Source organism: Microvirga lenta, assembly GCF_020532555.1.
Classification (GTDB): Bacteria; Pseudomonadota; Alphaproteobacteria; order Rhizobiales; family Beijerinckiaceae; genus Microvirga; species Microvirga lenta.
In genome coordinates this window covers 195,357-221,303 of sequence record NZ_JAJBBR010000009.1, presented here as the reverse complement: position 1 = coordinate 221,303, position 25,947 = coordinate 195,357, and the positions used below count along the sequence as shown (strand labels likewise).

Sequence of the window (25,947 nt, the reverse complement as noted above, 5' to 3'; positions counted from 1 at the left end):
GAGGAAGATCGCTCTTCCGGCCGATCAAGCCACCGTGCGCTCGACCACGTGTTGCCCGTCGAGCGTCAGGTGGCCTTCGGGCTCCGCCGCGGCCTGGGACGCGCGCTTGCGGTCCGGCGTAATCGCCTCGGCGGCGAGCGCCCTGAGCGCGTCGCCGAGGGTCATGGTCCTCTGGTCGGGGCTGCCGAGGCGGCGGATCGACACCGTCCCTTCGGCGGCTTCCTTCTTTCCGACCACGAGCAGCACCGGCACCTTGGCGAGCGAGTGCTCGCGCACCTTGTAGGTGATCTTCTCGTTGCGCAGGTCGGCCTCGACCCGAAGCCCCATCCGCTCGGCGGCCCGCACCACCTCGGTGGCGTAGGCATCACCCTCCGAGGTGATGGTGGCGACCACGACCTGGACCGGAGCGAGCCAGAGCGGGAAATGGCCCGCGAAGTGCTCGATCAGGATGCCGGTGAAGCGCTCCATGGAACCGCAGATGGCCCGGTGGACCATGACCGGAGTCTTCTTCTGGCCGTCCTGATCGACATAGAACGCGCCGAACCGCTCCGGCAGGTTGAAGTCGACCTGGGTCGTGCCGCACTGCCAGTCGCGGCCGATGGCGTCGCGCAGCACATACTCGAACTTCGGCCCGTAGAACGCGCCCTCGCCCGGGTTGATCGCCGTCTTGATGCGTCCGCCCGACTGCTCCTCGATCTGCTTGAGCACGCGGGTCATCACCTCCTCGGCGTGATCCCACATCTCGTCGGTGCCGACGCGCTTCTCCGGCCGGGTCGAGAGCTTCACGACGATCTCCTCGAAGCCGAAATCGGCATAGGTCGAGAGGATCAGGTCGTTGATCTTCAGGCACTCGGAATCGAGCTGGTCTTCCGTGCAGAAGATGTGGGCGTCGTCCTGCGTGAAGCCGCGCACGCGCATCAGCCCGTGCAGGGCGCCGGAGGGCTCGTAGCGGTGCACGTTGCCGAACTCCGCCAGCCTGAGCGGCAGGTCGCGGTAGGATTTCAGCCCGTGCTTGAAGATCTGCACGTGGCCGGGGCAGTTCATCGGCTTGATGGCGAAGACGCGGTCGTCCTCGGTCTGGGTCGCGAACATGTTCTCGCGGTACCAGCCCCAGTGACCGGAGGTCTCCCACAGGGCCTTGTCGAGGATCTGCGGAGCGTTGACCTCCTGATAGTCGCCCTTGAGGCGGCGGCGCATGTAGGAGATCAGCTCCTGGAACAGGGTCCAGCCCTTGGCGTGCCAGAAGACGACGCCCGGCCCTTCCTCCTGGAAATGGAACAGGTCCATCTCGCGGCCGAGCCGCCGGTGGTCGCGCTTCTCGGCCTCCTCGAGCTGCTTGAGATAGGCGTCGAGCTCCTCCTGGTTCGCCCAGGCGGTGGCGTAGATGCGGGTCAGCATCGGGTTGTTCGAGTCGCCGCGCCAATAGGCGCCCGCCACCTTCATGAGCTTGAAGGCGTTGCCGATCTTGCCCGTGGAGGTCATGTGCGGGCCGCGGCAGAGATCGAACCAGTCGCCCTGGAAATAGATCTTGAGGTCCTGGCCTTCGGGGATCGCGTCGACGAGCTCGACCTTGTAGCTTTCGCCCTTTTCGGCGAAGACCTGCTTGGCCTTGTCGCGGCTCCACACCTCTTTGGTGAAGGGTTTGTCGCGCGCGATGATCTCGCGCATCTTCGCCTCGATGGCGGGAAAATCCTCGGGGGTGAAGGGCTCAGGGCGCGCGAAATCGTAATAGAAGCCGTTCTCGATCACCGGCCCGATGGTCACCTGCGTTCCCGGAAAGAGCTCCTGCACGGCCTCGGCCAGCACGTGGGCGCAATCGTGCCGGATCAGCTCCAGCGAGCGCGGGTCCTCGCGATTGAGGAATTCGATCCTGGCGTCCTGCGCGATGGGGTCGTTCAGGTCGGCGACGGTGCCGTCCAGAGCCATGGCGACGGTACGCTTGGCGAGGGACTTGGCGATGCCCTCCACAACCTCGCGGCCGGTCGTGCCGGGGCTGTACTGCTTCTGGGCGCCATCGGGAAAGGTCAGGGTAATCATGAGTGCGTTCTCCTGGCTCACTCCTGCCAACGGAGCAGGTAAGCGGGGGCCGACGGTTTGTTGGATGGGAGCGAGATCAGCCGCCGTCAGGTTCGACTGCCTCGCAGACGATCGGGGGAGCGTTCACGCCCCGCCAGCGACCATAGGCCCAGGGCTTATACCAGCCGGCCCCTTCGGGCAATGTTTCGGGCACCACATCGAGCCCGGACGTGCCGAAGGGCCCGCAACGGCAGATCCGCGACACGCCCATCCAGCCTCCGGCCCAGAAGCCGTGCCGCTGGATCGCCTCGTCGGTGTATTCCGAACAGGACGGCATGTGCCGGCACTGGCGGCCGATGAGGCCGGACAGGGTCAGCTGGTAGCCTCGGATCGCCCAGTGCGCTGCCCGTTGAGCGGGGCTCGCCATGCCTAGCCCGCCTCCTTCGTCCGCCCGGCCTCGATCTGGTCGAGGGCATCGACGACGGCATCGAAGGTGAGCATGATCGAGGGGTGGCGGGCCTTGTAGTCCCGCAGGGGCTCGAGGACCTTCAAGTCCTCCCACTTGCCTTCCGGGGCCTCTCCCCCGGCCCTGAGCATACGGCTCGCGATCTCCCGGACCTCGCGCAATTCCGCGGCGGTCGAGCCCAGCACGTGCCGGCCCATGATGGAGGAGGAGGCCTGGCCGAGGGCGCAGGCCTTCACGTCATGGGCGAAGCCCGTCACCACATCCCCGTCCAGGGCGAGGTCGACCGTGACGGTGGAGCCGCAGAGCTTCGACCGCGCGGTCGCAGTGGCCTGGGGCTCCGGCAGCCGTCCGAGGAGCGGAATGTCCGCAGCGAGCTCGAGGATGCGACGATTGTAGATGTCGTTCAGCATTTGGGCCTGATGACGCGTGGATGTCTCAGCCAATATATAGGAAACATCACTGAACTCTGCGACTGGGCTCCTGACGGCGCTTTCGCGGAAAGGGAATGGAAACGCCGGAGGCCTAGGGCCTCCCCAGTTCACGAGTTGAGAAAGGCACCGCATGAACGATGTGGTTAAGCCCTTGTCCCCGCGCCTGTCCGCAGTCGCCGACAAGCCAGGCGACCGGCCCAGCCGGGAGGAGGCGGAAGCCGCCGTCCGCACCCTGATCCGCTGGGCGGGGGACGATCCGCAGCTGGAGGGCCTGCGCGAGACGCCCAAGCGCGTCGCCAAGGCGTTCAGGGAGTTCTACTCGGGCTACGAGGACGACCCGCACGAGGTCCTGAACAAGATCTTCGCCGAGGTCGAGGGCTACGACGACATCGTTCTCGTGCGGGACATCCCGTTCTATTCCCATTGCGAGCACCACATGGTGCCGTTCTTCGGCATGGCCCACATCGCCTATTATCCCACGAAGGGCGTGGTCGGCCTGTCCAAGCTCGCCCGGCTGGTGGAGGTCTTCGCCAGGCGTCTCCAGACGCAGGAAACCATGACGGCCCAGATCGCCGATGCCATGGAGACCGCGCTCGAACCCCGCGGCGTCGCCGTGATGATCGAGGCCGAGCACATGTGCATGTCCATGCGCGGCGTGCAGAAGGCGGGAGCCATGACCCTGACGACCCAATTCACCGGCGCCTTCAAGGACCCTGCCGAACAGGTGCGCTTCCTGACCCTGGTGCGGCACGGAAAGGCTTGAGTTTTCGCGCCGTCCGGCGTTCTGAAGGGCATGTCCCCACCATCGAAGGTTTCCCATGTGCGCGTCCCACCCCTTCCCGGCTCCCGGTTCCAAGGCCGACCTTGAAGAAGGAGCGGCCCTCACCCCGCGTTTCGGCGCCGACGGCCTGATCACCTGCGTCACGACCGAGGCCGAGACCGGCGAACTCCTCATGGTCGCGCACATGAACGCGCAGGCCCTGGCGAAGACCCTTGAGACCGGAGAAGCCTGGTACTGGTCCCGCTCGCGGGGCGAACTCTGGCACAAGGGCGCCACGAGCGGCCAGATCCAGACCGTCGTCGAGATGAGGGTCGATTGCGACCAGGACGCCCTATGGCTCAAGGTCAAGGTCGCCGGCGACGGCGGCTGCTGCCACACGGGGCGGCAATCCTGCTTCTACCGGAAGGTGGAGTCTACGGAGGACGGGCCGAAGCTCGCATTGGCGGAAGCGACCTATCCGACCTCGTGACCCTGAGGCTCCGCGGATGAGCGGCTCGCCGGAACAGCGTCAGGGGAAGGATCCGCATCCTTCCTTGACCGGCCCTCCAGGTCCGCCATCAATGCGTCGGCCATCTGCTGGAGCCGCTGGCGATCCGGCTCCGGAAACTCGCGCGGCTTCGTGTCGATCAGGCACAGGGAGCCGATGACCACTCCGGAGGAGGCGCGCAGCGGAGCCCCGGCATAGAAGCGGATTCCCTTCTCCAGCACGATCGGGTCGTCGGCAAAGCGCGGATCCTTGGTCACATCCTCGGACACCAGCGCCTCGTTCGCCGCAATCACGTAGGCATCGAGCGATTCCCCGTGAGGATTCGGGCCATCCGCATGGCCGCCCTGGGGCGAAGCGGCCTCGTTCGAGGGCCGATGGACCTGATCGACGAGAGAAACGAGGGCGATGGGCGTGCCGAAGGCCTGAGCGACCTCCCTCGACACCCTGTCGAACTGCCGCTCCTTGACAGAGGTCAGACCGAGTTCCTCCAGCGCCGCGAGTTGCTCGTGTTCGGCGTCCTGAATGACCGGAGCCGCCCCGGTGGGCGAGGCCGGGCGGGAGACCCACGCATCCATCTGGTCGAGACAGGCCTCCAGGGAGGTGAACACCGCATCGGCCGCCATCTGCTTCGCGGGATCCTCCGGCCGCTCGGTCGCTGAGACCGGGTTCCAGCAGCAGACGACGAGCTTCACATGAGGCGCCCGGCGGCGCAGGCGGCGGCAGATGTAGCGCGCATAGACCTGCGGCTGCGGGTGCAGATAGGACAGGCACACCACATCCACGCCCTGGAGGTCGAGCTGTCCCAGGGCTCCCTGGCTGACGGCGATCGGCGGCAGGACGCGGGCGCCGATGCCCCGTTCATGGAGCACCTGAGACATCATCTCGGCCGCCGCGCGGTCGAGTTCCGTGCGCCCCGCCACGCAGAGGACGGCGGACGGCTTTGCCGCCCCTGTTGCCGACCGGCCTTCGCCCGTGTCCGCTTCGTCGTCCTTGTCGCGGATGTGGTCCTCGATCTCCCGGACGACGCAGATCGCCGTATCGGCGACAAGCCGCCGGTAATTCGTTTCCGTGGTGCTGCGCTGGCGGTCGTTCTCCGCCAGCCGGAGAGCGGGTATGGCCACGTTGTCGTAGAACTCGCGCGAGGAGCGTTCGTCGACGTAGTCTTCGGCCATTTCCACCGCCTCCTCCAGGTTGCCCGCCAAAAGGCGCTGGTAAAGGCGCTCCTCCGGCGCCAGCACCGGATCGCTGCCGAGGAGAACGCCGAGGAATTCGAGCTGGGGCACGTAGCGGCCGATCACCACGAGGCAGACCGTCAGGGGCGTTGCGAGAAACAGCCCGACCGGCCCCCACAGGCTGGTCCAGAAGATCGCCGCCATGATGATGGCGAGCGACGACAGGCCGGTGCTGGAGCCGTAGAGCCACGGCTCGATCACGTTGTTGCTGATGAGCTCCGCCATGAGGAAGAGCCCCACGACCCACAGCAGCATGGTCCAGCCCGGATCCACCGCGACCGCCAGGGCGATGGGGAAGAGAGCCGCCAGGAACGGCCCGAGATAGGGGATGAAACGCAGCACGGCCGCCAGCAGCCCCCACAGCACCGCATTGGGCACGCCGATGAAGTAGAGGGCGATGCCGATGGGAATGCCGTAGGTCAGGTTCACGACGAGCTGCATCAGGAGATAGCGGCTGACCCGCGCGGCCGCGTCGTTGATGGCTTGCGTGCTCTTCTGGAGATCGCCCGCCCCGGCAAGCTTGATGAAACGGTCGCGCAGGTCCTCCCGCTCGAGCAGCACGAAGATCACGAAGATGATGACTAGGCCGGCCGTGGCGAGCGGCGCCAGCAGCGGGCCGATAATGGTCTGGATCACCTCCAGCGGGCGCGGGCGTGGGGGCTCCAGCCTCACGGTGACGGGCTCCTCCAAGGTCCCCGCGCCGAGCGCGGAGCCCGGCGCCTGCGCCGGCTCGTCCTCGGGCTTCTCCTCGCCGGCAATCTCCTTGCCGAGATCCTCGATAGTCGTGGTGACTCTCTCGACCACGCCGCCGCCGGGCGCGGATTGCTGCAGGGACCGGATCTTTTGCGTGATGGTGGTCTGGTAGGCCGGAAGGTTGCTGGCGAGCTGCACGAGTTGACGGCCGACGACGAAGCCGATCCCGCCGATGAGGACGAAGGCAAGGGCAACGGCAACGAGCACTGCTGCGACCCGCGGCAGCTTCAGGCGCCGGAACCAGTTCACGAGAGGCGCGAGAGCGAAGCTCAGGAGAATGGCGAGCGCGAAGGGGATGAAGATATCCCGGCCGAAATAGAGGCCCCCGATGGCAAGGACGATGCCGCCGGCGGTCAAGACGGGAGAACTTGCGGGCCGCACGGCCGACGGGGGAGGAGGCAGAGCCGGATCGGCCATAGATGACGCCCTCAGCGACATTTCGCTGGAGACAACTCGACACGGTTTCTTTTGATCCGGTTTCGGCCGTAGAGCCCGTCCCGCACCCGGCGGACGGATCGCGCCTTCCTGCTGGCCTGGACCCGCAACGGCGCAGGCCGGTCCCTACAGGGGCGCTCCCGCAAGATAGAGGGCGATGCCCGCAACCGAGCTGGCCGCCAGGGTCGTCATCATGCCCGCCTTGAGCCGAATGACCGCGATCACCGCCGCTCCCGAGAGCAGGAGAGCCCACGGGTTGACGCTCGCGAGCACAGGGGCGTCGAAGGAGAGCCCGAAAGCGCGCACGGGCCATGTCTCGCGGAAGACCGTGTGAATCGCGAACCAGACGGCAAGGTTCAGGACGACGCCGACCACTGCCGCGGTAATGGCGGAAAGCGCCCCGTGCAGCGCCTGGTTGCCCCGCAGGGACTCGATCCAGGGTGCACCGAGAAAGATGAACAGGAAGCACGGGACGAAGGTGACCCATGTGGCGAGAAGGCCTCCGAGCACCCCGGCCGTCAGGGGCGACAGCGCCCCGGGATCCCGGAAGGCGCCCATGAAGCCCACGAACTGCAGCACCATGATGAGGGGTCCGGGCGTCGTCTCGGCCATGCCGAGGCCGTCGAGCATCTCGCCGGGGGCGAGCCAGCCGTAATTCTCCACGGCCTGCTGCGCCACGTAGGCCAGCACCGCATAGGCGCCTCCGAAGGTGACGACGGCCATTGTCGAGAAGAACGTGGCGATTTGGCTGAACACGTTGCCGGAGCCCAAGCCCGCCATCAGAAGCGCCACCGGGACCAGCCACAGCGTCATGCAGATTGCAGAGACCCGAAGGGCCCGGGCGACGGTCGGACGGGCGTGGTCCGGCAGTTCCTCCCCGAGCAGGGTCTCGGCATCGGCGACCTCCCTGCCTCCTCTCGCCGGGCCATGTCCGTTCCTCACCTGGAAAGCGGGAACGCCAGCGCGTCCTGCGAGAAACCCGATGATGCCCGCCGTGAAGATGATCGCCGGAAACGGAACGCCGAAGAAGAAGATCGCGCAGAACCCGGCGACGGCGATCACGACCATGACGCGGTTCTTCAGAGCCTTCGATCCGATGCGGAGAACCGCCTGCAGCACGACGGCGAGGACGGCGGCCTTGAGGCCGAAGAACAGGGCCGACACGATGCCGACCTTGCCGAACAGCGCATAGACGATGCTGAGCGCCATGATCGAGACGACGCCCGGCAGGACGAAGAGGACGCCCGCCATCACGCCGCCCAGGGTTCTGTGCATCAGCCAGCCGATATAGGTCGCAAGCTGCTGCGCCTCGGGCCCCGGCAGAAGCATGCAGTAGTTCAGCGCGTGCAGAAAGCGGTGCTCGCCGATCCACCGCTTCTCCTCCACGATGATGCGATGCATCACGGCGATCTGCCCGGCCGGGCCGCCGAAGGACAGCAAAGCAACCCGGATCCAGACCTTGAGAGCCTCCCGCAGGCTCACCCCATGCGACGGGGCCGCTTCCGTCGCGCACGTGGGAGTGGGAATGGACGCACTCATCGCGAACCCTCGAGCAGACGCCGGCTCTGCGGCTTGGTTCCCGGCCAGTTATGCGTCTCGTCGACCGCGTCACGGCACCAGCGGTAGAACGCATCGTAGAGGGTCATTCCCGCCTCGAGCTGCTCCAGGTCGTCCGCATACATGCGCGACAATCCGAGCGAGGCGGCGAGCAGGCCGGGCGCCTCAGGGGCGAGTTCGGGCCTGCCCGTATCGGCGCCCCGCACGATTGCGGCCAGTCGTAGGAGAGGCTCCGTCGCCAGGCCGAATTCCTCGACCATCGTGTCGAACGTGCAGTTCTCGCCCCGGTGGCTCCAGAACACGGTCTCGCCTTCGATGTCGAAGGGCGTTGCGGCAAAGCGCTCGGCAACTCCGGCGACGGCGGAGGGGCTGACGAACAGAAAGACGGCCTGTCGGTCGACGAAGCGACGGATGAGCCAGGGACATGCGATCCGGTCGATCTTGGGGCGCGAGCGCGTGACCCAGACGGTGCGTCCCTCGCGGTTGCGCGGAGGCAGTTTGGCTTCGGGAACCATCGGCAGCCCGGCCTGGGCCCATCCTGAGGAGCCTTCATCGAGATAGTCGGCGGGCGCACCCGTTTGGCGAAGCCAGGCAGCCACACCCTGGCTGAGCTTGAGGCCCCTGTGGCAGATGACGATGGCGGGCCGGCCGCGATAATCGGGAGCCCAGTCCGCGACAGCAGCCCATGGCCGGCGCACGGCCCCGGGGACCATGCGCGGATCGCACGCGAAGTCTTCATCGGTGCGCACGTCGATCAGGACGGGGCAGTCCGGCCTTCCGATGAGGCGCGCAAGCTTGTCTGTTGAGATGGAGTTGACTGACGACATGGGGCGTCCCCTTGAAAAAGAGATAGGACGCGATGCTTGGGCATGTCGCCTCGTGGGGAGATCGCATTCCCCATGGTGGGAACGGTTATCCCCTCGCCCGAAGTTGTCAAGACGCAGGGCTGACCGCCTCCCGGCGAAAATTGCCGGGGTGCAAAACCCGGTCTCCCGGTCTATGTCCCCGGGAATGAGACACCGTCACCTCCTCCCGGCGCGGGTGGCCGCGAGCGCCATCTTCTTCGGCAACGGCTTCGGCATCGGCACCTGGGCCGCCCAGCTGCCCCGGATCAAGGCCGCCCTCGGCCTGTCGGACGGGGAGCTGAGCCTCGCCCTTCTGGCCTTCGCCCTGGGAGCCATCGTGCTCATGCCCACCGTCGGCTGGCTGGTGGCGCGGGCAGGCAGCCGCAACGTCACGCTGACCGCCGCCTTCGCGTTCGCAGCCTGCCTGCTCCTTCCGGGTCTCGCCCCCGGGCTGCCGCTGCTCATCGGCGCCTCCCTGCTGGCCGGAGCCTCCAACGGGGCCATGGACGTGTCCATGAACACCAACGCCACGGAGGTGGAGCGCGCCTGGGGCGAGCCGATCATGTCGTCGTTCCACGCCTTCTTCAGCCTCGGGGGACTGACCGGCGCGGCGGCCTCGGGACTGATGATCGCGGCCGGGATCGGGATCCCCTCGACCCTGACCCTGTCCTGCGCCGCCATGGGCCTGCTGTTCCTGGCCGCCTCGTTCTGGACCCTGAACGAGACGGAGCGGCATGGCGGGGGACATGCCTTCGCCCTGCCCCGCCTGGAGATCATGGGGCTGGCCATGCTGACGCTGCTCTGCCTTCTGGTGGAGGGCGCCATGGTCGACTGGACCGCGATCTACCTCCAGACCGTCGCCGGGGCGAGCCTGGAAACCGCGGTCGCCGGCTTCGCGGCCTTCTCGCTGACCATGACCATCTGCCGGTTCATGGGCGACCTCGTAGTCCGGCGCCTCGGGCGGGCCGTCACCGTCAAGCTCGGCGGCCTTCTGGCGGCGCTGGGCCTCGGGCTCGCCATGGCCCTGCCCTATCCCGTCACGGCCACCATCGGCTTCGCTCTCGTCGGCCTGGGCTTGGCGAACGCGGTGCCGGTGCTGTTCAGCACGGCGGGCGAGACCAAAGGCATCCCGCCGAGCATGGGCGTGGCGATGGTGGCCACGATGGGCTATGCGGGGCTGCTCCTCGGCCCGCCCCTCATCGGCTTCGGCGGCGACCTCATGGGACTGCGCAATACCCTCGGCGTGCTGATCCTTTTCGCCGTGGTCATCATGCTCCTCTCCCGAAGGGTTCTGCGTCCCTCTACCGTTTAGTTTGGCCAAGCGTGACCTAAATGAAACTCTGAGGCGTTGTTCATGAGGTCTTCATGAGCGTGTGGCATGAAGGCTCGAGGCCTTGGAGTTCGCAGTCATGTTGTGGGACGGGATCACCCGGCGCAGCGCCGGGTCTGGCGGTGGCGGGGGGATCGCGGAAATGAACGCTCCGATCGAGCGCGACCCGCGGACGAAGGTGAAAATCGGCCTCGCCCTCGGCGGCGGTGCGGCGCGGGGCTGGTCCCATATCGGCGTGCTGCGCGTCCTGGCCGAGGCCGGAATCGTGCCGGACGTCATCGCCGGCTGCTCCATCGGGGCGGTGGTCGGCGGCTGCTACGCCGCCGGAAAGCTCGACGAGCTCGAGGCCTTCGCCCTCTCCCTGACCAAGCGGCGGGTCATGGGGCTTCTCGACTTCCATTTCAGCGGCGCCGGCCTGATCGCGGGCGGGCGGCTGCAGCGCCTTCTCGACCAGGATCTCATGGACCGCCGGGTCGAGACGCTCCCGATCAAGTTCTGCACCATCGCGACCGAACTCACCAGCGGTCACGAAATCTGGCTCACGCGGGGGCCGCTGGTCCAGGCGATGCGCGCCTCCTATGCCCTGCCGGGCGTCTTCGACCCGGTGATGATCGGCGGGCGCTGGCTCATGGACGGCGCCCTGGTCAACCCCATCCCGATCACCGCGGCCCGCGCTCTCGGCGCCGACATCGTGATCTGCGTCAACCTCAATGGCGAGATCCGCGTCCGCGGCACGGTCATCCAGTCCTACGACGCCGACACCAGCGACGAGAAGGAGATCGAGGAGGCCCTCGAGACCGCACCGCGGCGCTGGGGCCTGTTCTCCCCCTCGCGAGACGAGAAACCGCGCAAGCCCAACGCGCCGGGCCTCGCCACGGTCATGGTCGACGCCTTCAACATCACCCAGGACCGGATCGCCCGCTCCCGGCTCGCCGGCGACCCGCCGGACATCATGGTCGCCCCCAAGCTCGCGAAGATGGGCCTGTTCGAATTCCATCGCGCTCAGGAATGCATCGCCCTGGGCCGGCAGGCCACGGAGCGCGCCCTGCCGGACATCATGGAGATCCTGCAGGAGGCCCAGAGCGTACGGAGCTAGGCGGTGGCGATATATTCCCTGATCGCCTGAGCCTCGGCCTCGACCTCCTCGACCCGCAGCTTCACCACGTCGCCGATCGAGACGATCCCCCGCAGCGACCCGCCCTCGACCACCGGAACGTGCCGGAACTTGCCCTGGGTCATGACCTCCATCACGTCGTTGATGGAGGTGTCGCCCGTGCAGGTCACCACCTTCTCGGTCATGTAGCGGGAGACGGGCTCGTCCAGAGCCGCGGCTCCTCGGGCGGCTATCGCCCTGACGATGTCGCGCTCCGAGATGATGCCGAGGAACGGCCGGTCTCCGTCGCGGACGAGAACGGCGCCGATCCGCTTCTCGGACAGCGTCCGGGCGGCCTCGCTGAGGCTCCGGTCCGGCCCGATGGCGACGACGTCGCGGCCTTTGATGGAAAGGATGCGGTTGACGATCATGTTCGCCTCCGTTGCAGGGATGCGAAGGCCGTCATGCTTCGCGTCCGCAAGGCTGAAGACGAGTTTCACGTCCCATGACGGCGGGATAGTGACCCTGCGTCAGCTCTTGATGATCCGGCTAAACCGCGGCGGTTTCAAGCCAGGATGCGCCCCGGCCGCGGCGGGAGAGGATCGAGCAGGGGAAAAAGGGCCAGCCCGACCAGGAATCCGCCGAGATGCGCCTCCCACGCGATGCTCGCATCGGTGACGCCCAGCGGCTGGACGAAGGCGAAGACGTAGTTGGCCGCGAACCAGACGCCGAGGAAGATCAGGACCTGCCGGTTGCGGAACATGTCGAGAAGGCCCTCCCGGAGCCTCTCGTGCGGCTGGGTCAGGCGGCCTTCCGGCAGCCAGTCCGCCGGGGCGAACATGAACCAGGAAGCCGCCGCCATCATGCCCGAGACGGCGCCCGAGGCGCCGATCATCGGCAGGATCTGCAGGGGGTTCATGAAGGCGTACACAGCCGCCCCGCCGACGGCCGAAGCCGCCGCCAGGGTGAAGAAGCGCACTGCTCCGATGCGGCGGACGAGCGGCGTTCCGAAAGCCGCGAGCCAGACGCAGTTGATGAGGACATGGGCCCAGGATCCGTGCAGGAAGGCATAGGTCAGCCCCGTCCAGGGCCGCCCCTCGCCGTCGGCCAGCACGTATTGGGCCAGGGCCGCGAAAGGCGACAACCCGTCCTCGCTCCCGCCCGGTCCCTGGAGGGCATTCACGATCTCGTCGGCCTGGACGCTGCCGAACGCCACCGACCACCGGGCGGGAATCACGGCCCAGTCGATGATGAGGGTGAAGTCGGTCTCGTCGGACAGAAGCAGCCGGAGGGCGTGGATCCCCACCAGGGCCGCGACGCTGAGGGCGACGACGGTCGGGAGATTGAAGATCGGCTCGCGAGCCGGGCGGTCGGTGTGAGGCGGCATGGACAAGTTCTACGATCCGATTGCGCGGCAGACCACAATCGGCCACGTTCCAGGGTGACGGGATGACCTAGCGTTGATTCTCGACAGGGGTCGAGTCGCGCCGGTTTCGAACGGCTTTCGAAGGGTTTGGCCCGGCCGGATTAAAGAACGCCCGGAGCCATCAATCTTCGTAAATTTTTCGTTAACGTTAATGGAACTAGACGGGCCCGCGACGCGTTAACTCACCTTTTACTTTTCACTTGAGCCCCGCCCGCAACCGTGTCAGCTTGGTTAAAAGAACATTACCGGCTGGTGGGGCATGCAGCAGGATTATTTCGCAAACAAAGGTTTTAACGGTCGTAAGGCAAAGGCTTCCTTAACGGCCAAGTTCGTCAAAACGGCATTTATCGGCCTGTCCATGATGTTTCTGGGCTCGGCCGCCCAGGCACAGACCGTGGCGGCCCTCCCCGTGGCGAGCAATCCGATCATGAATCTGGGATCCGCCAAGCCGATCCTCGGCTGGGTGAAATTCTGCGACAGCTTTCCGTCGGAATGCGCCGTGAATGTGTCGGAGCCGGATATCATCCAGCTGACGCCGCAGATCTGGAGGACGATCGTTTCCGTGAACCAGCGCGTGAATTCCGGCATCAAGGCCATCACGGACGCGGATCACTGGGGTGTCGTCGATGCGTGGGGCTTCCCCGACGACGGCCAGGGCGATTGCGAGGATTTCCAGCTTCTCAAGCGCCGCATCCTGGTCGAGAGCGGGCTGCCGCGCCGCGCCATGCGCATGACGGTCGTCATCGACGAACTCGGCGAGGGTCACGCCGTCCTGATGATTCGCACCAACCAGGGCGACTACGTTCTCGACAACAAGACCTCGGCGGTTCTTCCCTGGTACCGGACCGGCTACGCCTACGTGAAGCGCGAGAGCGAGAACGCGGTGGGCTGGGTTTCGCTGGGCGGCATCACCACCTCGCCGACCACCACGGCGAATCGCTGAGACTTCAGTGGCTCAGAAAAGAAAGGAGCCGCCTCCACGTCGGTGGAAGCGGCCCTGACGACCGGAAAACGGCGGCGGGTCAATCGATCCGCCGCATTCCTTTTGCGTAGCGCTTCCAATTCTCCACATAGTGACGGGCCGACCAGCGCAGCCGCTCGATGGCGGCCTCGTCGAGCACCCGGATGGCCTTCGCCGGAGCACCGACGATGAGGGAATTGTCAGGGAATTCCTTGCCTTCCGTCACCAGCGCATTGGCACCGACGAGGCTGTTGGCGCCGATCCGCGCGTGGTTGAGGACGGTCGCCCCCATCCCGATCAGGGAGTTCTCGCCAATGGTGCAGCCGTGCAGGATCGCATGGTGGCCGATGGTGCAGCCCGCCCCCACGGTCAGGGGCGCCCCCTCGTCCGTGTGAAGGAGGGAGCCTTCCTGGATGTTGGTCGCCTCACCGATGTCGATCAGCTCGTTGTCGCCGCGAAGCACGGACCCGAACCAGATCCCCACGTCCCGTCCAAGCCGGACCCGCCCGATCACGTGGGCGTCCGGCGCAATCCAGAACCGGTCCGGCTCGGGCAGAATCGGGGAGACATCGTCGAGGCTGTAGATCGGCATCGCTTGCTGGATTCCTGAGCTGACGGGACGAATCGCCCCCCGAAACGACGGCAGCAGGATCCGGGTGAGGATTCTGCTGCGGCAGGCTGATCAGTCTTCCAGATCCGTGTCGAGGATCGCCATGGTGAAGTTGTAGGAGCGATCCCCGTCCTCGTCGTCGACGAACAGGACGCCCACGAACTCCTCGCCGATATAGACCTCTGCCGAATCGGTCTTCTTCGGGCGACCGACCACGCGAATCGAGTGGTTTGCAAAAGTCTGGCGCATGTACCGCTCGACCTTCGCCATCTCCGATTTATCCACCACGAACCCTTTCTTCGTTTTCAAGGATGCTGCACTTGCCACGCCGGGCCAACGTGAGCAAGCGCCGTTAGATCCCCTCGGACAGGAAGTGATCCATGGAGCGGAACGGCTCCGGGCACCCGGCGGAGCCGACGACCTTGGCCGGAACGCCGGCGACCGTGGCATTGTGGGGCACGGGCTTGAGCACCACCGAGCCGGCGGCGATGCGGGCGCAGTGGCCGATCTCGATATTGCCGAGGATCTTCGCTCCGGCCCCGATCAGCACCCCGTGACGGATCTTGGGATGGCGGTCTCCCCGCTCCTTCCCGGTGCCGCCGAGCGTCACGTCCTGGAGCATGGAGACGTTGTCCTCGATGACCGCCGTCGAGCCGACCACCAGGCCGGTGGCATGGTCGAGGAAGATTCCGCGGCCGATTCGGGCGGCCGGGTGAATGTCGGTCTGGAACACCTCGGACGAGCGGCTCTGCAGGTAGAGCGCGAAATCCTGCCGGTCGTGGCGCCACAGCCAATGGGCCAGCCGGTGAGTCTGAATCGCGTGGAAACCCTTGAAGTAGAGCACGGGCTCGACGACCCGGTTCGTGGCCGGATCGCGGTCGAGGACGGCGCTGATATCCGCCCGGAAAGCCGCTCCGATGGCCGGGTCGCGCTCGACCGCCTCCAGGAAGGTCTGCTCGACGATGTCGGCGGCGACGGCGGGATGACCCAGGCGGCAGGCGACCCGATGGATCACGGCGGCTTCGAGGCTCGGCTGCTGGAGAATGGCGCCGTGGATGAAGCTTGCCAGGGCAGGCTCGTCGTGCAGGATGATCTCCGCCTCCTGCCGCAGCCGATCCCATAGAGGATCCACGGTTCCAGCGACCAGTTCCGGTGCTCCAGGCTTCATTTTGGTCTGCGCCATGACGGTCTCCCTGCCGGCCCGAGGCCGAATGAACATGGATGAGATAAGAAGTCCCCGCCCTTTACCCTAGATCACACGCCCCATGAGTGTCTTTTTTTCGTCGCCCACGCCCAAGCTCGCGGTTTCCCTGGACGATTCCGTCGCGACGGTCGCCGTCGACAACCCCTCCAAGCACAACGCCTTCGACCTCGAGATGTGGAAGGCCCTGCCGCCGATCTTCAGCGCGCTCGACCAGGACGAGCGGGTCCGGGCGGTCATCCTGCGCGGCGCGGGGGCACACGCCTTCGCGTCCGGCGCGGATATCGGGGAGTTCGCCACCTTAAGGGCCGACGCCGAAGGCGGGCGCCTCTACGAGGCCGAGAACGAGGCCGCCTTCTGGGCCGTGGCGCGATGCTCGAAACCCGTCATCGCCATGATCCGCAGCTTCTGCCTGGGAGGCGGCTTCGGCCTCGCCCTCTCCTGCGACCTGCGCATCGCGGCGGACAATGCGGTCTTCGGCATTCCGGCCGCGCGGCTCGGCATCGCATACCCGCCGGGCGCGATGAGGATCGTCACCGCGGCCGTCGGAGCCCCGGCCGCGCGGGACCTGTTCTATACCGCGCGCCGGATCGGCGCCGCCGAGGCCGAGCGTCTGGGCGTCGTCCAACGGGTCGTGCCGGATGCGGATCTCGAAACCGCCACCCTGTCCCTGGTCCGGCAGATCGCGGAGAACGCACCGCTGACCATCAGGGCCGCGAAGGCGGCGATCGACCGCTCCGTGGGCATCGCCGCGCCGGACACGGATCCGGTGGCGCTCGCCGATCTCTGTTTCGACAGCGCGGATGCGGCGGAAGGCCGGAACGCCTTTCTGGAGAAGCGCGCGCCCGTGTTCAAGGGGCGGTGACGGACCGCAGGCGAAGCATTGCGGAGAGACGAGAATGATCTTTTCGCGTGCTTCGAAATACTCATCCCGAGCTCACGCCCTGTCATGGAGTACAGTTTCCACTGTTTCACAGGGAAGGCGACTTTTGCATTGTCGCTTACCGTACTGACAACTCGACTCCCACGCCGACGATCCTCGGATCGTCTCGGGAACGACCGCTCGGGACGACCATTAGTCCCCATATGGAAACGGTCTGCGCGCGGTTACCGCCGTGCCGATCGAATCGAGCATAGGAGGAGAGAATGCGTCTTCTGACGAGCGTTGCTGTACTTGCCCTTCTGGCAGGACCGGCCGTGGCTCAGGTCTCGAATCCCGTCGCTACCGCCGCCGATCCGGCCGGCTTCCGGGATATCGACGTGATCGAGCTCGAGGATACCGAGGTGGTGAGCATCGAAGGCGAGGAACTCGGCGAGATCGAGGATGTGGTTCGCGGTCCGAACGGGAACCTCTTCGCCGTGATGGAATTCGGCGGCTTCCTCGACATCGGCGAGGAGAAGCGGATGGTCGATCTGAGCCGCATGTACTGGCGTGACAATGCCCTCGTCCTGCCCGGCGTCACCGAGGCCGAGCTGGAGGCCCTGCCGGAATGGCAGGACGGCATGGCCGGCTACACGGCGCTGGACGACGATTACGGGGCTCGGGTCTCCCTGTACGAGGACGAGCCGGTCGCCACGGGCGCCATCGGGAACGAGCCCGCCATCGGCGAGGTGAACGAGTAAGTCGTCTCTGCCCCACTCCCGGGAAGGGCCGCGCCGAAGCGGCCCTTTTCCTTTGCCCTAGGCATCCCGGCGATAGACGAAGTAGCGCCCCTGCGCCACGCCGATCTCGGACGAGATGTCGGTGCAGCTCGGCAGGTCGAAGGCCCTGTCGCCGAGGAGAAGCCCTCCCGGCTGCAGCAGCGATTCGAGGAGCGGAGACAGGCGCCTCGCGACCTCGCGGTTCCGCGTCTCGTCGCCGGTCCCGATATCGATATGGATCAACGCGGCCACCCCCTCCCCGAAGCGCTGCGTGAACGACGGCAGCGTCTCGAACACGTCGCCGACGATGAGCTTTTCTTCCGGAGGCATGCAGTCGGGATGGGCAGCGGGCGAACGCTCGAAAACGTAGATCTCGCGCCCCGGAAGCCGGGAGCGCAGGTGATCGTAGGTCCTGCCGTTGCCGAGGCCGACCTCCAGAACCAGCCCTGCGGGAGCAATCTCCCGGCTGGCCCAGTCCAGCAGATCGCGTTGTGCCGTCAATCTCCTGATGGCGCTGTCGAGACGGGTCATACGATTCTCCTGAAGCAACCTGATCCGGACGGATGAAGAGCCAAATCAACGGGTTGGCGCCCGGCCTTGAAACGGCGCATCGGGACTGGCCCGTTCCCCTGCGGCCTGATCCCGGACGGCAGGGCCGGGCCGCAAGCGCTTCCGCCGCCTCGCCTTTTCGTCACGGCGCACTCACGGCCGGCGGGACAGGAACTCCAACACGCCCTGCTTGTGCGTCCGGTCGCCGACGGCAAGATTGTGGTCCCGCCCGGGAATGTCGAGGGCGGTCGCATTCGGCATCAGCTTCACGAGCTCATGGCCGGAACCGGCAACATCGTCCTTCGTGCCGACGGAAACCAGCGTCGGGAGCGTGATCGAGGCGACCTGGTCCTCGGTGAGCGACTGCCGGGTTCCGCGGATGCAGGCGGCGAGGGCCTTGAGGTCGCTCCTCGTCTGCTCGGCGAAGGCGCGGAACATGCGCTGCATCGGATCCGTCAGGTCGTCGAGGGACGGCACCTCCATCGCATCGGCGATGCCGAGGGGCAGGCCGACGCCGTCGACCAGATGAATGCCCAATCCGCCCAGAAGCGCGGAGCGCATCCGCTCGGGCGCGGCAAGGGCCATGTGGGCGGTGATCCGCGCGCCCATGGAATAGCCCATCACGTCGGCCTTCTCGATCCCGAGATGGTCGAGAAGGCGCCGGGCATCCTCCGCCATGACGAAGGAGTTGTACGCGGCGGGATCGTAGATTTTCTCGCTCTCCCCGTGCCCCCTGTTGTCGAAGGCGACGACGCGGTATCCGGCCTTGGTCAGCGTCTTCACCCAGAGGGTGTTGACCCAGTTCACCGCGTGGTTCGACGCGAAGCCGTGGATGAGGAGGATCGGGTCGCCATGACCCTCGTCCGGCATGACATCGATATAGGCGATGCTGACGCCGTTGGAGTTGAAGAAGCGCATTGGACCGGAATGGATGGAAAACGGAGGGTTGGAGTTCGGCGCACCCTAAGCCACCCTTGGGTCCGGAAGCAATCGCAACCGGCCGGACGCCCTGCCGGGGATCCCGGCCCATGTCCTTGTTTTGCCGACGAATCCCCGCCGAAGCGGCGCTGCATCGCGCGAATTAGCTCTAGGCGCATGGCGCATCGGACATTATGGTGCGCGCAAATTCCATAGCTCGCGAGCGACGACCATGGCCGACAAAGGCACTCCGCATTTCCACAATCAGCCGGGCGTTCCCGTCATTCATGTGGGCTCGAAGGAGTTCATGTGCATCGGCGCCCTGCCCCCGTTCGATCATCCGCATGTCTTCATCGACATGGGCTATGACAGCGAGACCATCTGCTCCTATTGCTCGACCCTGTTCAAATACGACGCATCGCTGAAGGCCGACGAGGCCCGCCCGGCGGAATGCGTCTGGGAGCCGGACTTCGCCACCGATCCCGCCTCGCGCTGAGGTGTCGGGACTTTCGATTGCTGTCGTCGGCGCCGGAATCGGCGGCCTGACCGCGGCCCTGGTGCTCGCCCGTCAAGGCCATGCCGTCACCCTGATCGAGCGGCGGCCCGGCTTCAGCGAGGTCGGCGCGGGCCTTCAGCTCTCTCCCAATGCCAGCCGCGTCCTGGTCGATCTCGGCCTCGGCCCCGCCCTGCGGCGGGTCGTGACGGAGCCGCAGCGCGTGGTGGTGCGCGACGTCAAAAGCGGCCGCGAGATCGGGCAGGTCGCCCTCGGCCCCTTCATGCGCGAGCGCTTCGGCGCCCCTTACTGGGTGGCGCACCGGGCCGACCTGCAGACGATCCTTCTCGACGCGGTGCGTTCGCTGCCGTCCATCCGCCTGGTCATGGGCCGCATGGTCGAGGACGTGCGCGAGGATGCGGGCCGCCCCACCCTCACGACGGTGACGGCGAAGGGCGCCCGCGAGACCGGCGCCTTCGACCTCGTGGTCGGAGCCGACGGAATCTGGTCGAAGGTGCGCCGCGCGCTCGGCGACGGAAAGCCCCCAACCTTCCGGGGCTACGTCGCCTGGCGTACGACCCTCGAACGGGCCAAGGCGCCCGCCGCGCTGGCCGGCGATGAGACCGGCCTCTGGCTCGGCCCGCGCAGCCACGTGGTGCACTACCCCATCGCAGGCGGAAAGCTGATCAACGTGGTGGCGATCCAAAGGACCGCCGACCCTGTCGAGGGCTGGGCCGATCCCGGCGACGGCCGGGACCTGCTGGCCGGCTACGCCTCGGCGGCCCCTGCCCTGCGGCAACTCCTGGCGCAGCCCGATCAGTGGCTGCGCTGGTCGCTCTTCGACCATCCGGTGCAGCGCCTCGCGGCAGGACGCATCGCCCTCCTGGGCGATGCCGGCCACCCGGTTCTGCCCTTCCTCGCGCAGGGCGCCGCGCTCGCCATCGAGGACGCGGCCGCCCTCGCGGCCCGCCTGGACCAGACGCCCGAATCGCCGCCGCAGGCCCTGGCCCGCTACGAGGCGGATCGTCTGGAGCGCGCGCAGCGGGTCCAGAAGGCCGCCCGGCAGAACGGGCGCGTCTATCATGCGCGCGGTCCGATTGCGTTCGGGCGCAACCTCGTCATGCGCCGGCTCGGCCCGCAGGGAATGACCGAGCGCTATTCCTGGCTCTACGGCTACCGGCCCCCGGCCTGATCTCCCGTCAGGCTTGCGCTTCGCGCCCCGGCCCGGTAACCGTCCTCGTGAAGCGGACGTGGCGAAACTGGTAGACGCAAGGGACTTAAAATCCCTCGGGCTTTGCCCGTACGGGTTCGACCCCCGTCGTCCGCACCATTCACGATGGATCTTTCTTGCAGGCCGGTAGCTTCCTTACGCTGCAAGGCTCTCCCTTGAGGGTTCATCCTTCGCGGCGGATGGAAGCCCGAACCTCCAACGGCTCGGCCGCCGAACGATTCCTGGCAGGCTGCGGTCCTACGAGAGCAGGAAGGCCGAGGCCAGGACTGTCGCCGCATAGGCCGACACGATCAGGAACGGCGCCAGAACGAACGCCGACACCAGCAGGGCAAGCGAGAGTTTGAGGGTCCGCATCATCAAGGCTCCTTTGCATTTGAGGCCCGAGCCTAAGGGGCAAGGTCTTAACCTTAAGCAAACCTTGGCTGCAAAGGTGTTACAGTTCGGGCGGCGGCGGACGCGCCGCCCTGCCCGCAATTCCTCACAGAGGCCATGATCCTGGGGTGACCTGAGGCCAGACGGCTTTCGAGAGGACCCTGACCGTGGTCATAGACTTCGAACTCCTTCTCCTGCTGCCCCTTGCGGTTCTTACCGGAGCCTTCGGGCTTCGCTTCATGTGGACCCGCCATAGGTTCCCGACGCCTCGAAGGGTCATGCCTACGGCGCTTGATCCGGTCACAGGCACCGGGGACCGGCCTTCGGTCTATGACTCGGGCGGCGCGTTCATCCCCATGCCGAACCATCTGAAGACGAACCATGAGATGGTCGCATGGATGACCGACGAGCTTCCGCGGCTCACCGCTGAACGGTCCAACCCTCGCCCTTGAGGTTCGTCCGAACCTTCGGAACCACCACCCCTGGGTCCGGTTGTTCCATGCGGCCAACCAGGGAAACGGGTAGGTGCCATGATGCCCAAGGACCGGAGCGACGGCTCTGAAAGCCGAACAGGCCAAACCAAGCACGGGCCCGGCAGCAATCCACCCGACCGCGCCCTTCCCCAAAAGAGCGAGGGACCCAATCCGCCGGGTGGTAACGAGCAGCCCAAGAACGACCGTCGCAAACGGGGCGATATCGGCAAGCGCCGAGCCCATGTGCCTCCAGGTCAATGAGGCTCGCGCGAGGGCAGGCATCCTGGGCGATTGCCAGCCAGGGGCCAGCCCGGACAACCTGTTGCGGCCTCACCGGTCTTGAAACCGCTTGCTAGCCCAGCGGAGCCTCGAACCGGCAGACGACGCCGGTCGGGGCGAAGTCGATATCGGCACTTCCATCGAGATCATGGGCGAGGCTTCGCTCGATCAGGCGGGTGCCGAAGCCGCGGGTGAGCGGCGGGCTCACGGGCGGGCCGCCCCTCTCCTCCCACTGGAGCTGGAGACGTGGCGCCCCCGATGTTTCGGTCACGGACCAGGTCAGGTGCACCTCGCCCTCCGCGCTGGAAAGAGCGCCGTATTTCGTCGCGTTCGTCGCGAGTTCCTGGAGGGCCATGGCGATGGCGAGGGCCACGATGTCATGAAGACCTGCGCCTTGCCAATGTTCGCGGGTGAGCACGTCGTGAGCGCGTGCGAGCGCCTTCAGGCGTTGCTCGACGGCGATCTGGGCATCGTCCTTGGACGGAGAGCTGCGCAAGGTCTGGGACACGATGGCCTGCACGGTCGCCAGGGTGTTCTTCACACGATGGTTCAGCTCGTTCGTCAGCAGCCGCTGACGCTCCTCGCCGCGCTTGCGCTCCGTAATGTCCACCGCGATCAGCACGGCGCCCACCATCTCGCCGTTCCGCATCACGGGCGCGTTGGAACAGGCCACATGGATCGGCGTGCCATCGCGGTGGAAGAACACGTCCTCGTGCTTCTCCAGCCGCCTTTGGGCCTGGAACACCTGTCCGAGAGGACATTCCATCATGGGAAAGGGCCGCCCATCGGGATAGTGGTGGTGCACGACGTCGTGAAGAATTTTGCCGACGAGTTCCTCTCTCGACCAGCCGAAGGTGCGTTCCGCGGCCGGATTGGCGAAAACCGTACGCCCTTCCACGTCCATCACGAAGATGGAATCGGCGGCATTCTCGACAGTAAGCTGTGCGAGATCGATCAGTCGGGAATTCCCATCAATTCCCAAGGGCAGCAGGATTGTCATGGCCGCCCATCAGTCACAGCAAAACAGCGCTTTGTCCAGGGCACCGGAGGTGTTGCGGCCGCGATCATCCTTCGATCGCTCCTGGAAGCCGCCCTGCGCATGGCAGCCCTACGCTTCACTCGGCATCTTGGCCCCTTGCCGGCGGGCGAACGGCACCGTCAGGAGCGTCCGCCCCTTCTCGTCGACGATCTCGAAGGACATCCTGTCGAGGGGTTCGGGATCGCCGTCGCTCCAATCCTGCAGCAGCTCCTGGATGACCCGCGACGCCTCCGCCTGCGCGGCATGGACGTCGCTCAGCTCCATTCCCTCGGGGTCCTCCTCGCATTTGAACCCGCGCCAGAGACGGAAATAGTAACGGGGCATCTATCTACCTTTTAGCTTCTTGATCTGGAGGGAGCCGCAGCGGACGCCCTCCGCAGCGATGCCGTCGGGGCATCGGGACCGGCTCTCACGTCCAGGGCCACAGATGGCGGCCACTCTCGGATTGTGAGGGATCTAGCGCCCGATCATCGCATTCGCGGTCGTGAGGACGGTGTCGGGATAGAAGGGCTTGGCGATGAAGTTCGCGCCTTCGGGAAGGTCGCCCTGTTGCGGACTGGCACGCCCCGACACGATGATGATGCCGATGTTCGGACGCTCCTCGGCGACGCGCCGGGCGAGCGTGAAGCCGTTGATCGAGCCCGGCATCTCCACGTCGCTGATGACCAGATCCACATCGTCCCGGCGGTTGAGCGCGAGCAGCGCCTCGTCCGCGCTGGTGGCCTCGATCACCTCGAAACCGTCGTCCATCAGCGTATCGACGAGAACCATGCGGACCAGCATCTCGTCCTCGACGATGAGGGCGACGGGGTGCTGACGGCCTGCAGAAGCCTGGGAGTCCAGAGGTGCAACCGGATTCATGGGCATTGACGGGGATCGGTGAGACAGGGAGTGTCGTCTTACTCGTTCAGATGTGAACCATCTACCTCGGCACGGGCTCCTTATTGTCGCAGCGGCGGCCCTGTGGGCCAAGGATGGCCCGGATTTCGCTCCGGCCGAGCGGCTCGCGCATCCTGCGTGCCCTAGTGGGGCGGCGTATTGAGATCGAACGAATAAAGGAGGGTTCCCTGAGGGCAGACGATGTCGAGCCGCCAGCCGCGCCATTCCTCGGATGCTCCCACCAGCTCCTGGCGCAGCTCCCGGATGGCCTTCATCGCTTCGAACTTCGCCGTCTCGAGATCGGGAACCTCAATGCCGGTGTCGTCCAGGATAGCGTCGAAATCGCTTACAAGGTGAAAGAAGCACCGCATCTGGAACCCACAACACAGACAGCCTCGACTCGTTGCTAGCCATCCCCCTTCAGCAAGTAAAGGCGCGTAAGATTAAAGCTTGGTAATGCCCGGGACGTTATTCCTTGAAAGCGTCCTCTCCCTGAAGCGGCACCAGCCCGTCGATGGAGACCCAGCCCACATCGGGGCGCTGGCACGGCACGAGATAGGCACGCCCGTCCTCGATCCTCTCCACGCGGCAGGGGATGGCTCTCTTCTCCGATGGCGGCCGGTAGACGACGATGGCCCCGACCCGGAGCCGGTCCCCCGGATCTTCGTCCGCACCCAAGGCCGCAGGTCCCGCGGCCGGGCCTTGCGACGGCACGGCCTCTGCCTTGCTGGCCCGGATCCGCTCCAAGGCGGCGATGGCGACCCGTGCCCGATCCTTGTAGCGCTCGCTCACAACCCTCAGGAGTGGGCCAGGGGTGCGGCCCGGATACCAGGACACGCCGCCGATCTTCGCGAGCTCCTCGGCAACGGCTTCAACTTCTTCTTCCGTCATTGTCCCCCCTGACAAGTCCACGCAACCAAGATGAAACTTTAATACCAAAGCCTGATAGAAACGTTAAAACAGCCAAGCTCAGTCGCGAAATAAACGAAAGAGGTAGCTCAATCACATTCCCGTTATGCAAAAGGGATTATTGCGCTGCAACGTAGGAGGACAAGGTTCTCAGGAAACAAACCACTTTCCGGCAGGCGCCATTTCATCTCCTATATTATAAAATTACATATTCGTCCATAGGTCGGATACCTCTCCCCCACGCGACCCGCTCCTCCCGACAAGCACCATCTCCGGCGATCAGACGGAGATCGATGCCACAACCCGGCAGCCGGGATTTCCCGCCTCGCGAGCAATGGTGCCGCCGACCTGCTGGACCAGCAGCCGGACAAGGCGGGAACCGAGCCCTTCCTTGACCTCTAGGGGGCACCCGACGCCGTTATCCTCCACCACGAGCATGATGGTGCCGGGTTCGCTTCGGCGGAAGGTGACGATGACCACCCCATCCTGACTGTCCGGGAATGCATACTTGAAGGCGTTCGTGACGAGCTCGTTCACGATGAGGCCGATCGGCACGGCGGTTTCGGTGCTCAGCTCAATGGGATCGGCCTCGACCCTCACGGCCACGGGCCTGACATCGCGCAGGCTGTCGCCGAGATCCCGGCAGAGATCGCCGAGATAGGACCGCATGTCCACCATGGATCTGTCGCCGCTCGGCTGAAGCTGGGAATGGGCATTGGCGATGACCCTGACGCGGGTGACGGCGGCGTCGAAGATCCGCTTGACCTCGGGATCCTCGACGCTCCGGGCCTGGAGGGCCAGCACGGAGGCGATGATCTGCAGGTTGTTCTTGGTCCGGTGCGCCAGCTCCTGGAACAGGAGATCCTTCTCGCGCTCGGCCCTCTGTGCCCGTTCGAGCGCCCGGCGCAAGGCTTCGCTGAGCACGGCGATGCCGCAGCTGATGAGCACGTAGAGAACGAGGGGAGGAACCTGCTCGACCGGCGGAACGAGGGTGTAGCGCGGCTCGATGAAGAAGTAGACCGCCAGGACCGTGGTGAGGAAGGTCGCCAGGAAGCCGGAGCCGCGGTCGAACAGGATCGACGAAAGAAAGACGGCCGGGAAGAAGATCAGGAACGGATATCCGCCGCCCAACGGGAGGCCGAGACGGATCAGGAAGAAGACGAGGACGATGACCGTGGTCAGTCCGTACCGCATCAGCGTCGATGGAGGACTGGACGGCAAAATACGGAGGAGGTTTTCCATCACTCGATCCGTGGGAGGCGAGGTGGAAAAACAGGAACGCATCCGCTCCAGACGCTACCCCGACGCTTCCGAGCGGTGCCGATTTCAAGGCAGGTCCGTGGTCACCCGAGCCCTCGGCGGGCCGCCGTGAGACGGGGGACACCGCCCCTTCCGAGACGGTGACCTGTCGCCGTGAGGATCTCTACCGGAACCAGGCTCCTGCCTGCTTGTCCGGACCGTTACCTCAATCCGAGGAACGAAAGGATCGCAAGGACGACGACAATGGCTCCGATAATCCAGATGATGTTGTTCATGACGA

28 protein-coding genes and 1 tRNA gene are annotated in these 25,947 nt (G+C 66.0%); 10 read left to right on the top strand and 19 right to left on the bottom strand.

Going from position 1 to position 25,947, the window contains the following annotated elements:
* Window positions 1-24: 24 nt before the first annotated feature.
* From thrS to LGR44_RS15815, 3 genes are all read right to left on the bottom strand, one after another.
* Entirely contained in the window at window positions 25-2,037 is a 2,013-nt protein-coding gene (gene thrS / locus LGR44_RS15825; RefSeq protein WP_226741678.1) for a threonine--tRNA ligase, read from the bottom strand.
* Window positions 2,038-2,113: 76 nt separating this feature from the next.
* A complete protein-coding gene (gene yidD / locus LGR44_RS15820) occupies window positions 2,114-2,443 on the bottom strand; it encodes a membrane protein insertion efficiency factor YidD (protein ID WP_226741677.1) in 330 nt (109 codons plus the stop codon).
* A gap of 2 nt (window positions 2,444-2,445) precedes the next feature.
* Window positions 2,446-2,892 (bottom strand): iron-sulfur cluster assembly scaffold protein, encoded by a 447-nt coding sequence (locus LGR44_RS15815; RefSeq protein WP_226741676.1) that lies wholly within the window; start codon window positions 2,890-2,892, stop codon window positions 2,446-2,448.
* A gap of 151 nt (window positions 2,893-3,043) precedes the next feature.
* Between LGR44_RS15815 and folE the strand changes: the two genes are divergently transcribed.
* Together folE and hisI are read left to right on the top strand one after the other, a co-directional pair.
* The gene (gene folE / locus LGR44_RS15810) at window positions 3,044-3,676 is read left to right on the top strand and encodes a GTP cyclohydrolase I FolE (protein WP_226741675.1); all 633 of its coding nucleotides are present in this window, start codon (window positions 3,044-3,046) and stop codon (window positions 3,674-3,676) included.
* A 55-nt stretch (window positions 3,677-3,731) separates the two neighbouring features.
* Window positions 3,732-4,163, top strand: a complete 432-nt coding sequence (gene hisI / locus LGR44_RS15805; RefSeq protein WP_226741674.1) for a phosphoribosyl-AMP cyclohydrolase — start codon at window positions 3,732-3,734, stop codon at window positions 4,161-4,163.
* On the opposite strand, the gene LGR44_RS15800 is transcribed toward hisI, so the two are convergent.
* From LGR44_RS15800 to LGR44_RS15790, 3 genes are all read right to left on the bottom strand, one after another.
* A complete protein-coding gene (locus LGR44_RS15800; RefSeq protein ID WP_226741673.1) occupies window positions 4,148-6,583 on the bottom strand; it encodes an AI-2E family transporter in 2,436 nt (811 codons plus the stop codon). The genes hisI and LGR44_RS15800 overlap by 16 nt on opposite strands.
* 144 nt (window positions 6,584-6,727) lie before the next feature.
* Window positions 6,728-8,140 (bottom strand): chromate efflux transporter, encoded by a 1,413-nt coding sequence (chrA, locus tag LGR44_RS15795; protein WP_226741672.1) that lies wholly within the window; start codon window positions 8,138-8,140, stop codon window positions 6,728-6,730.
* A complete protein-coding gene (locus LGR44_RS15790; protein WP_226741671.1) occupies window positions 8,137-8,985 on the bottom strand; it encodes a chromate resistance protein ChrB domain-containing protein in 849 nt (282 codons plus the stop codon). Before LGR44_RS15790 ends, chrA begins: the two co-directional genes overlap by 4 nt.
* A 184-nt stretch (window positions 8,986-9,169) precedes the next feature.
* Between LGR44_RS15790 and LGR44_RS15785 the strand changes: the two genes are divergently transcribed.
* Window positions 9,170-10,315 (top strand): MFS transporter, encoded by a 1,146-nt coding sequence (locus LGR44_RS15785; RefSeq protein WP_226741670.1) that lies wholly within the window; start codon window positions 9,170-9,172, stop codon window positions 10,313-10,315.
* A gap of 97 nt (window positions 10,316-10,412) precedes the next feature.
* Window positions 10,413-11,429, top strand: coding sequence for a patatin-like phospholipase family protein (locus LGR44_RS15780; protein ID WP_226741669.1), 1,017 nt, complete (start codon window positions 10,413-10,415; stop codon window positions 11,427-11,429).
* Here LGR44_RS15780 and LGR44_RS15775 read toward each other — a convergent pair.
* Window positions 11,426-11,857 carry a CBS domain-containing protein gene (locus tag LGR44_RS15775; RefSeq protein WP_226741668.1) on the bottom strand — a complete coding sequence of 144 codons (432 nt, stop codon included), beginning with the start codon at window positions 11,855-11,857 and terminating at the stop codon, window positions 11,426-11,428. The genes LGR44_RS15780 and LGR44_RS15775 overlap by 4 nt on opposite strands.
* 134 nt (window positions 11,858-11,991) lie before the next feature.
* Window positions 11,992-12,813 carry a rhomboid family intramembrane serine protease gene (locus tag LGR44_RS15770; RefSeq protein ID WP_226741667.1) on the bottom strand — a complete coding sequence of 274 codons (822 nt, stop codon included), beginning with the start codon at window positions 12,811-12,813 and terminating at the stop codon, window positions 11,992-11,994.
* Window positions 12,814-13,210: 397 nt separating this feature from the next.
* Between LGR44_RS15770 and LGR44_RS15765 the strand changes: the two genes are divergently transcribed.
* A complete protein-coding gene (locus LGR44_RS15765; protein ID WP_226741666.1) occupies window positions 13,211-13,795 on the top strand; it encodes a transglutaminase-like cysteine peptidase in 585 nt (194 codons plus the stop codon).
* 79 nt (window positions 13,796-13,874) lie between these two features.
* Here LGR44_RS15765 and LGR44_RS15760 read toward each other — a convergent pair whose 3' ends face one another.
* The 3 genes from LGR44_RS15760 to cysE form a co-directional block, all read right to left on the bottom strand.
* Window positions 13,875-14,405, bottom strand: coding sequence for a gamma carbonic anhydrase family protein (locus tag LGR44_RS15760; protein WP_226741665.1), 531 nt, complete (start codon window positions 14,403-14,405; stop codon window positions 13,875-13,877).
* 90 nt (window positions 14,406-14,495) lie between these two features.
* Complete coding sequence (locus LGR44_RS15755) at window positions 14,496-14,693, bottom strand: DUF3126 family protein (protein ID WP_264196570.1); 198 nt, start codon at window positions 14,691-14,693, stop codon at window positions 14,496-14,498.
* Window positions 14,694-14,775: 82 nt separating this feature from the next.
* Window positions 14,776-15,606, bottom strand: a complete 831-nt coding sequence (gene cysE, locus LGR44_RS15750; RefSeq protein ID WP_226741664.1) for a serine O-acetyltransferase — start codon at window positions 15,604-15,606, stop codon at window positions 14,776-14,778.
* Between the two features lie 82 nt (window positions 15,607-15,688).
* On the opposite strand from cysE, the gene LGR44_RS15745 reads away from it, so the two are divergent.
* Both LGR44_RS15745 and LGR44_RS15740 read left to right on the top strand, forming a co-directional pair.
* Window positions 15,689-16,489 carry an enoyl-CoA hydratase gene (locus LGR44_RS15745; protein WP_226741663.1) on the top strand — a complete coding sequence of 267 codons (801 nt, stop codon included), beginning with the start codon at window positions 15,689-15,691 and terminating at the stop codon, window positions 16,487-16,489.
* Window positions 16,490-16,770: 281 nt separating this feature from the next.
* A complete protein-coding gene (locus tag LGR44_RS15740; RefSeq protein WP_226741662.1) occupies window positions 16,771-17,247 on the top strand; it encodes a PRC-barrel domain-containing protein in 477 nt (158 codons plus the stop codon).
* 57 nt (window positions 17,248-17,304) lie between these two features.
* Here LGR44_RS15740 and LGR44_RS15735 read toward each other — a convergent pair whose 3' ends face one another.
* Complete coding sequence (locus LGR44_RS15735; RefSeq protein WP_226741661.1) at window positions 17,305-17,796, bottom strand: class I SAM-dependent methyltransferase; 492 nt, start codon at window positions 17,794-17,796, stop codon at window positions 17,305-17,307.
* Between the two features lie 171 nt (window positions 17,797-17,967).
* Window positions 17,968-18,732, bottom strand: a complete 765-nt coding sequence (locus LGR44_RS15730) for an alpha/beta fold hydrolase (protein ID WP_226741660.1) — start codon at window positions 18,730-18,732, stop codon at window positions 17,968-17,970.
* Between the two features lie 232 nt (window positions 18,733-18,964).
* Here LGR44_RS15730 and LGR44_RS15725 point away from each other — a divergent pair, with 232 nt between their 5' ends.
* From LGR44_RS15725 to LGR44_RS15715, 3 genes are all read left to right on the top strand, one after another.
* Window positions 18,965-19,228 carry a zinc-finger domain-containing protein gene (locus tag LGR44_RS15725; RefSeq protein WP_226741659.1) on the top strand — a complete coding sequence of 88 codons (264 nt, stop codon included), beginning with the start codon at window positions 18,965-18,967 and terminating at the stop codon, window positions 19,226-19,228.
* 1 nt (window position 19,229) lies between these two features.
* A complete protein-coding gene (locus tag LGR44_RS15720; protein ID WP_226741658.1) occupies window positions 19,230-20,417 on the top strand; it encodes an FAD-dependent oxidoreductase in 1,188 nt (395 codons plus the stop codon).
* Window positions 20,418-20,469: 52 nt separating this feature from the next.
* Window positions 20,470-20,555 (top strand) — tRNA-Leu (locus LGR44_RS15715).
* A gap of 1,098 nt (window positions 20,556-21,653) precedes the next feature.
* On the opposite strand, the gene LGR44_RS15710 is transcribed toward LGR44_RS15715, so the two are convergent.
* The 6 genes from LGR44_RS15710 to LGR44_RS15685 form a co-directional block, all read right to left on the bottom strand.
* Window positions 21,654-22,580: a sensor histidine kinase gene (locus LGR44_RS15710; protein WP_226741657.1), complete on the bottom strand. Its 927-nt coding sequence runs from the start codon at window positions 22,578-22,580 to the stop codon at window positions 21,654-21,656.
* Between the two features lie 108 nt (window positions 22,581-22,688).
* Window positions 22,689-22,943 carry a DUF6894 family protein gene (locus LGR44_RS15705; RefSeq protein WP_226741656.1) on the bottom strand — a complete coding sequence of 85 codons (255 nt, stop codon included), beginning with the start codon at window positions 22,941-22,943 and terminating at the stop codon, window positions 22,689-22,691.
* A gap of 132 nt (window positions 22,944-23,075) precedes the next feature.
* Window positions 23,076-23,480: a response regulator transcription factor gene (locus tag LGR44_RS15700; RefSeq protein WP_226741655.1), complete on the bottom strand. Its 405-nt coding sequence runs from the start codon at window positions 23,478-23,480 to the stop codon at window positions 23,076-23,078.
* A 161-nt stretch (window positions 23,481-23,641) separates the two neighbouring features.
* The gene (locus LGR44_RS15695) at window positions 23,642-23,869 is read right to left on the bottom strand and encodes a DUF6894 family protein (protein WP_226741654.1); all 228 of its coding nucleotides are present in this window, start codon (window positions 23,867-23,869) and stop codon (window positions 23,642-23,644) included.
* A 97-nt stretch (window positions 23,870-23,966) separates the two neighbouring features.
* The gene (locus LGR44_RS15690; RefSeq protein ID WP_226741653.1) at window positions 23,967-24,389 is read right to left on the bottom strand and encodes a hypothetical protein; all 423 of its coding nucleotides are present in this window, start codon (window positions 24,387-24,389) and stop codon (window positions 23,967-23,969) included.
* Between the two features lie 297 nt (window positions 24,390-24,686).
* Window positions 24,687-25,649: a sensor histidine kinase gene (locus LGR44_RS15685; protein ID WP_226741652.1), complete on the bottom strand. Its 963-nt coding sequence runs from the start codon at window positions 25,647-25,649 to the stop codon at window positions 24,687-24,689.
* Window positions 25,650-25,947: the final 298 nt, after the last annotated feature.

What these genes read in the sequence shown, in the direction of transcription:
- thrS (WP_226741678.1), bottom strand. Translation starts at nt 2,037, where the DNA reads ATGATTACCCTGACCTTTCCCGATGGCGCCCAGAAGCAGTACAGCCCC.
- yidD (WP_226741677.1), bottom strand. Translation starts at nt 2,443, where the DNA reads ATGGCGAGCCCCGCTCAACGGGCAGCGCACTGGGCGATCCGAGGCTAC.
- LGR44_RS15815 (WP_226741676.1), bottom strand. Translation starts at nt 2,892, where the DNA reads ATGCTGAACGACATCTACAATCGTCGCATCCTCGAGCTCGCTGCGGAC.
- folE (WP_226741675.1), top strand. Translation starts at nt 3,044, where the DNA reads ATGAACGATGTGGTTAAGCCCTTGTCCCCGCGCCTGTCCGCAGTCGCC.
- hisI (WP_226741674.1), top strand. Translation starts at nt 3,732, where the DNA reads ATGTGCGCGTCCCACCCCTTCCCGGCTCCCGGTTCCAAGGCCGACCTT.
- LGR44_RS15800 (WP_226741673.1), bottom strand. Translation starts at nt 6,583, where the DNA reads ATGGCCGATCCGGCTCTGCCTCCTCCCCCGTCGGCCGTGCGGCCCGCA.
- chrA (WP_226741672.1), bottom strand. Translation starts at nt 8,140, where the DNA reads ATGAGTGCGTCCATTCCCACTCCCACGTGCGCGACGGAAGCGGCCCCG.
- LGR44_RS15790 (WP_226741671.1), bottom strand. Translation starts at nt 8,985, where the DNA reads ATGTCGTCAGTCAACTCCATCTCAACAGACAAGCTTGCGCGCCTCATC.
- LGR44_RS15785 (WP_226741670.1), top strand. Translation starts at nt 9,170, where the DNA reads ATGAGACACCGTCACCTCCTCCCGGCGCGGGTGGCCGCGAGCGCCATC.
- LGR44_RS15780 (WP_226741669.1), top strand. Translation starts at nt 10,413, where the DNA reads ATGTTGTGGGACGGGATCACCCGGCGCAGCGCCGGGTCTGGCGGTGGC.
- LGR44_RS15775 (WP_226741668.1), bottom strand. Translation starts at nt 11,857, where the DNA reads ATGATCGTCAACCGCATCCTTTCCATCAAAGGCCGCGACGTCGTCGCC.
- LGR44_RS15770 (WP_226741667.1), bottom strand. Translation starts at nt 12,813, where the DNA reads ATGCCGCCTCACACCGACCGCCCGGCTCGCGAGCCGATCTTCAATCTC.
- LGR44_RS15765 (WP_226741666.1), top strand. Translation starts at nt 13,211, where the DNA reads ATGATGTTTCTGGGCTCGGCCGCCCAGGCACAGACCGTGGCGGCCCTC.
- LGR44_RS15760 (WP_226741665.1), bottom strand. Translation starts at nt 14,405, where the DNA reads ATGCCGATCTACAGCCTCGACGATGTCTCCCCGATTCTGCCCGAGCCG.
- LGR44_RS15755 (WP_264196570.1), bottom strand. Translation starts at nt 14,693, where the DNA reads ATGGCGAAGGTCGAGCGGTACATGCGCCAGACTTTTGCAAACCACTCG.
- cysE (WP_226741664.1), bottom strand. Translation starts at nt 15,606, where the DNA reads ATGGCGCAGACCAAAATGAAGCCTGGAGCACCGGAACTGGTCGCTGGA.
- LGR44_RS15745 (WP_226741663.1), top strand. Translation starts at nt 15,689, where the DNA reads ATGAGTGTCTTTTTTTCGTCGCCCACGCCCAAGCTCGCGGTTTCCCTG.
- LGR44_RS15740 (WP_226741662.1), top strand. Translation starts at nt 16,771, where the DNA reads ATGCGTCTTCTGACGAGCGTTGCTGTACTTGCCCTTCTGGCAGGACCG.
- LGR44_RS15735 (WP_226741661.1), bottom strand. Translation starts at nt 17,796, where the DNA reads ATGACCCGTCTCGACAGCGCCATCAGGAGATTGACGGCACAACGCGAT.
- LGR44_RS15730 (WP_226741660.1), bottom strand. Translation starts at nt 18,732, where the DNA reads ATGCGCTTCTTCAACTCCAACGGCGTCAGCATCGCCTATATCGATGTC.
- LGR44_RS15725 (WP_226741659.1), top strand. Translation starts at nt 18,965, where the DNA reads ATGGCCGACAAAGGCACTCCGCATTTCCACAATCAGCCGGGCGTTCCC.
- LGR44_RS15710 (WP_226741657.1), bottom strand. Translation starts at nt 22,580, where the DNA reads ATGACAATCCTGCTGCCCTTGGGAATTGATGGGAATTCCCGACTGATC.
- LGR44_RS15705 (WP_226741656.1), bottom strand. Translation starts at nt 22,943, where the DNA reads ATGCCCCGTTACTATTTCCGTCTCTGGCGCGGGTTCAAATGCGAGGAG.
- LGR44_RS15700 (WP_226741655.1), bottom strand. Translation starts at nt 23,480, where the DNA reads ATGAATCCGGTTGCACCTCTGGACTCCCAGGCTTCTGCAGGCCGTCAG.
- LGR44_RS15695 (WP_226741654.1), bottom strand. Translation starts at nt 23,869, where the DNA reads ATGCGGTGCTTCTTTCACCTTGTAAGCGATTTCGACGCTATCCTGGAC.
- LGR44_RS15690 (WP_226741653.1), bottom strand. Translation starts at nt 24,389, where the DNA reads ATGACGGAAGAAGAAGTTGAAGCCGTTGCCGAGGAGCTCGCGAAGATC.
- LGR44_RS15685 (WP_226741652.1), bottom strand. Translation starts at nt 25,649, where the DNA reads ATGGAAAACCTCCTCCGTATTTTGCCGTCCAGTCCTCCATCGACGCTG.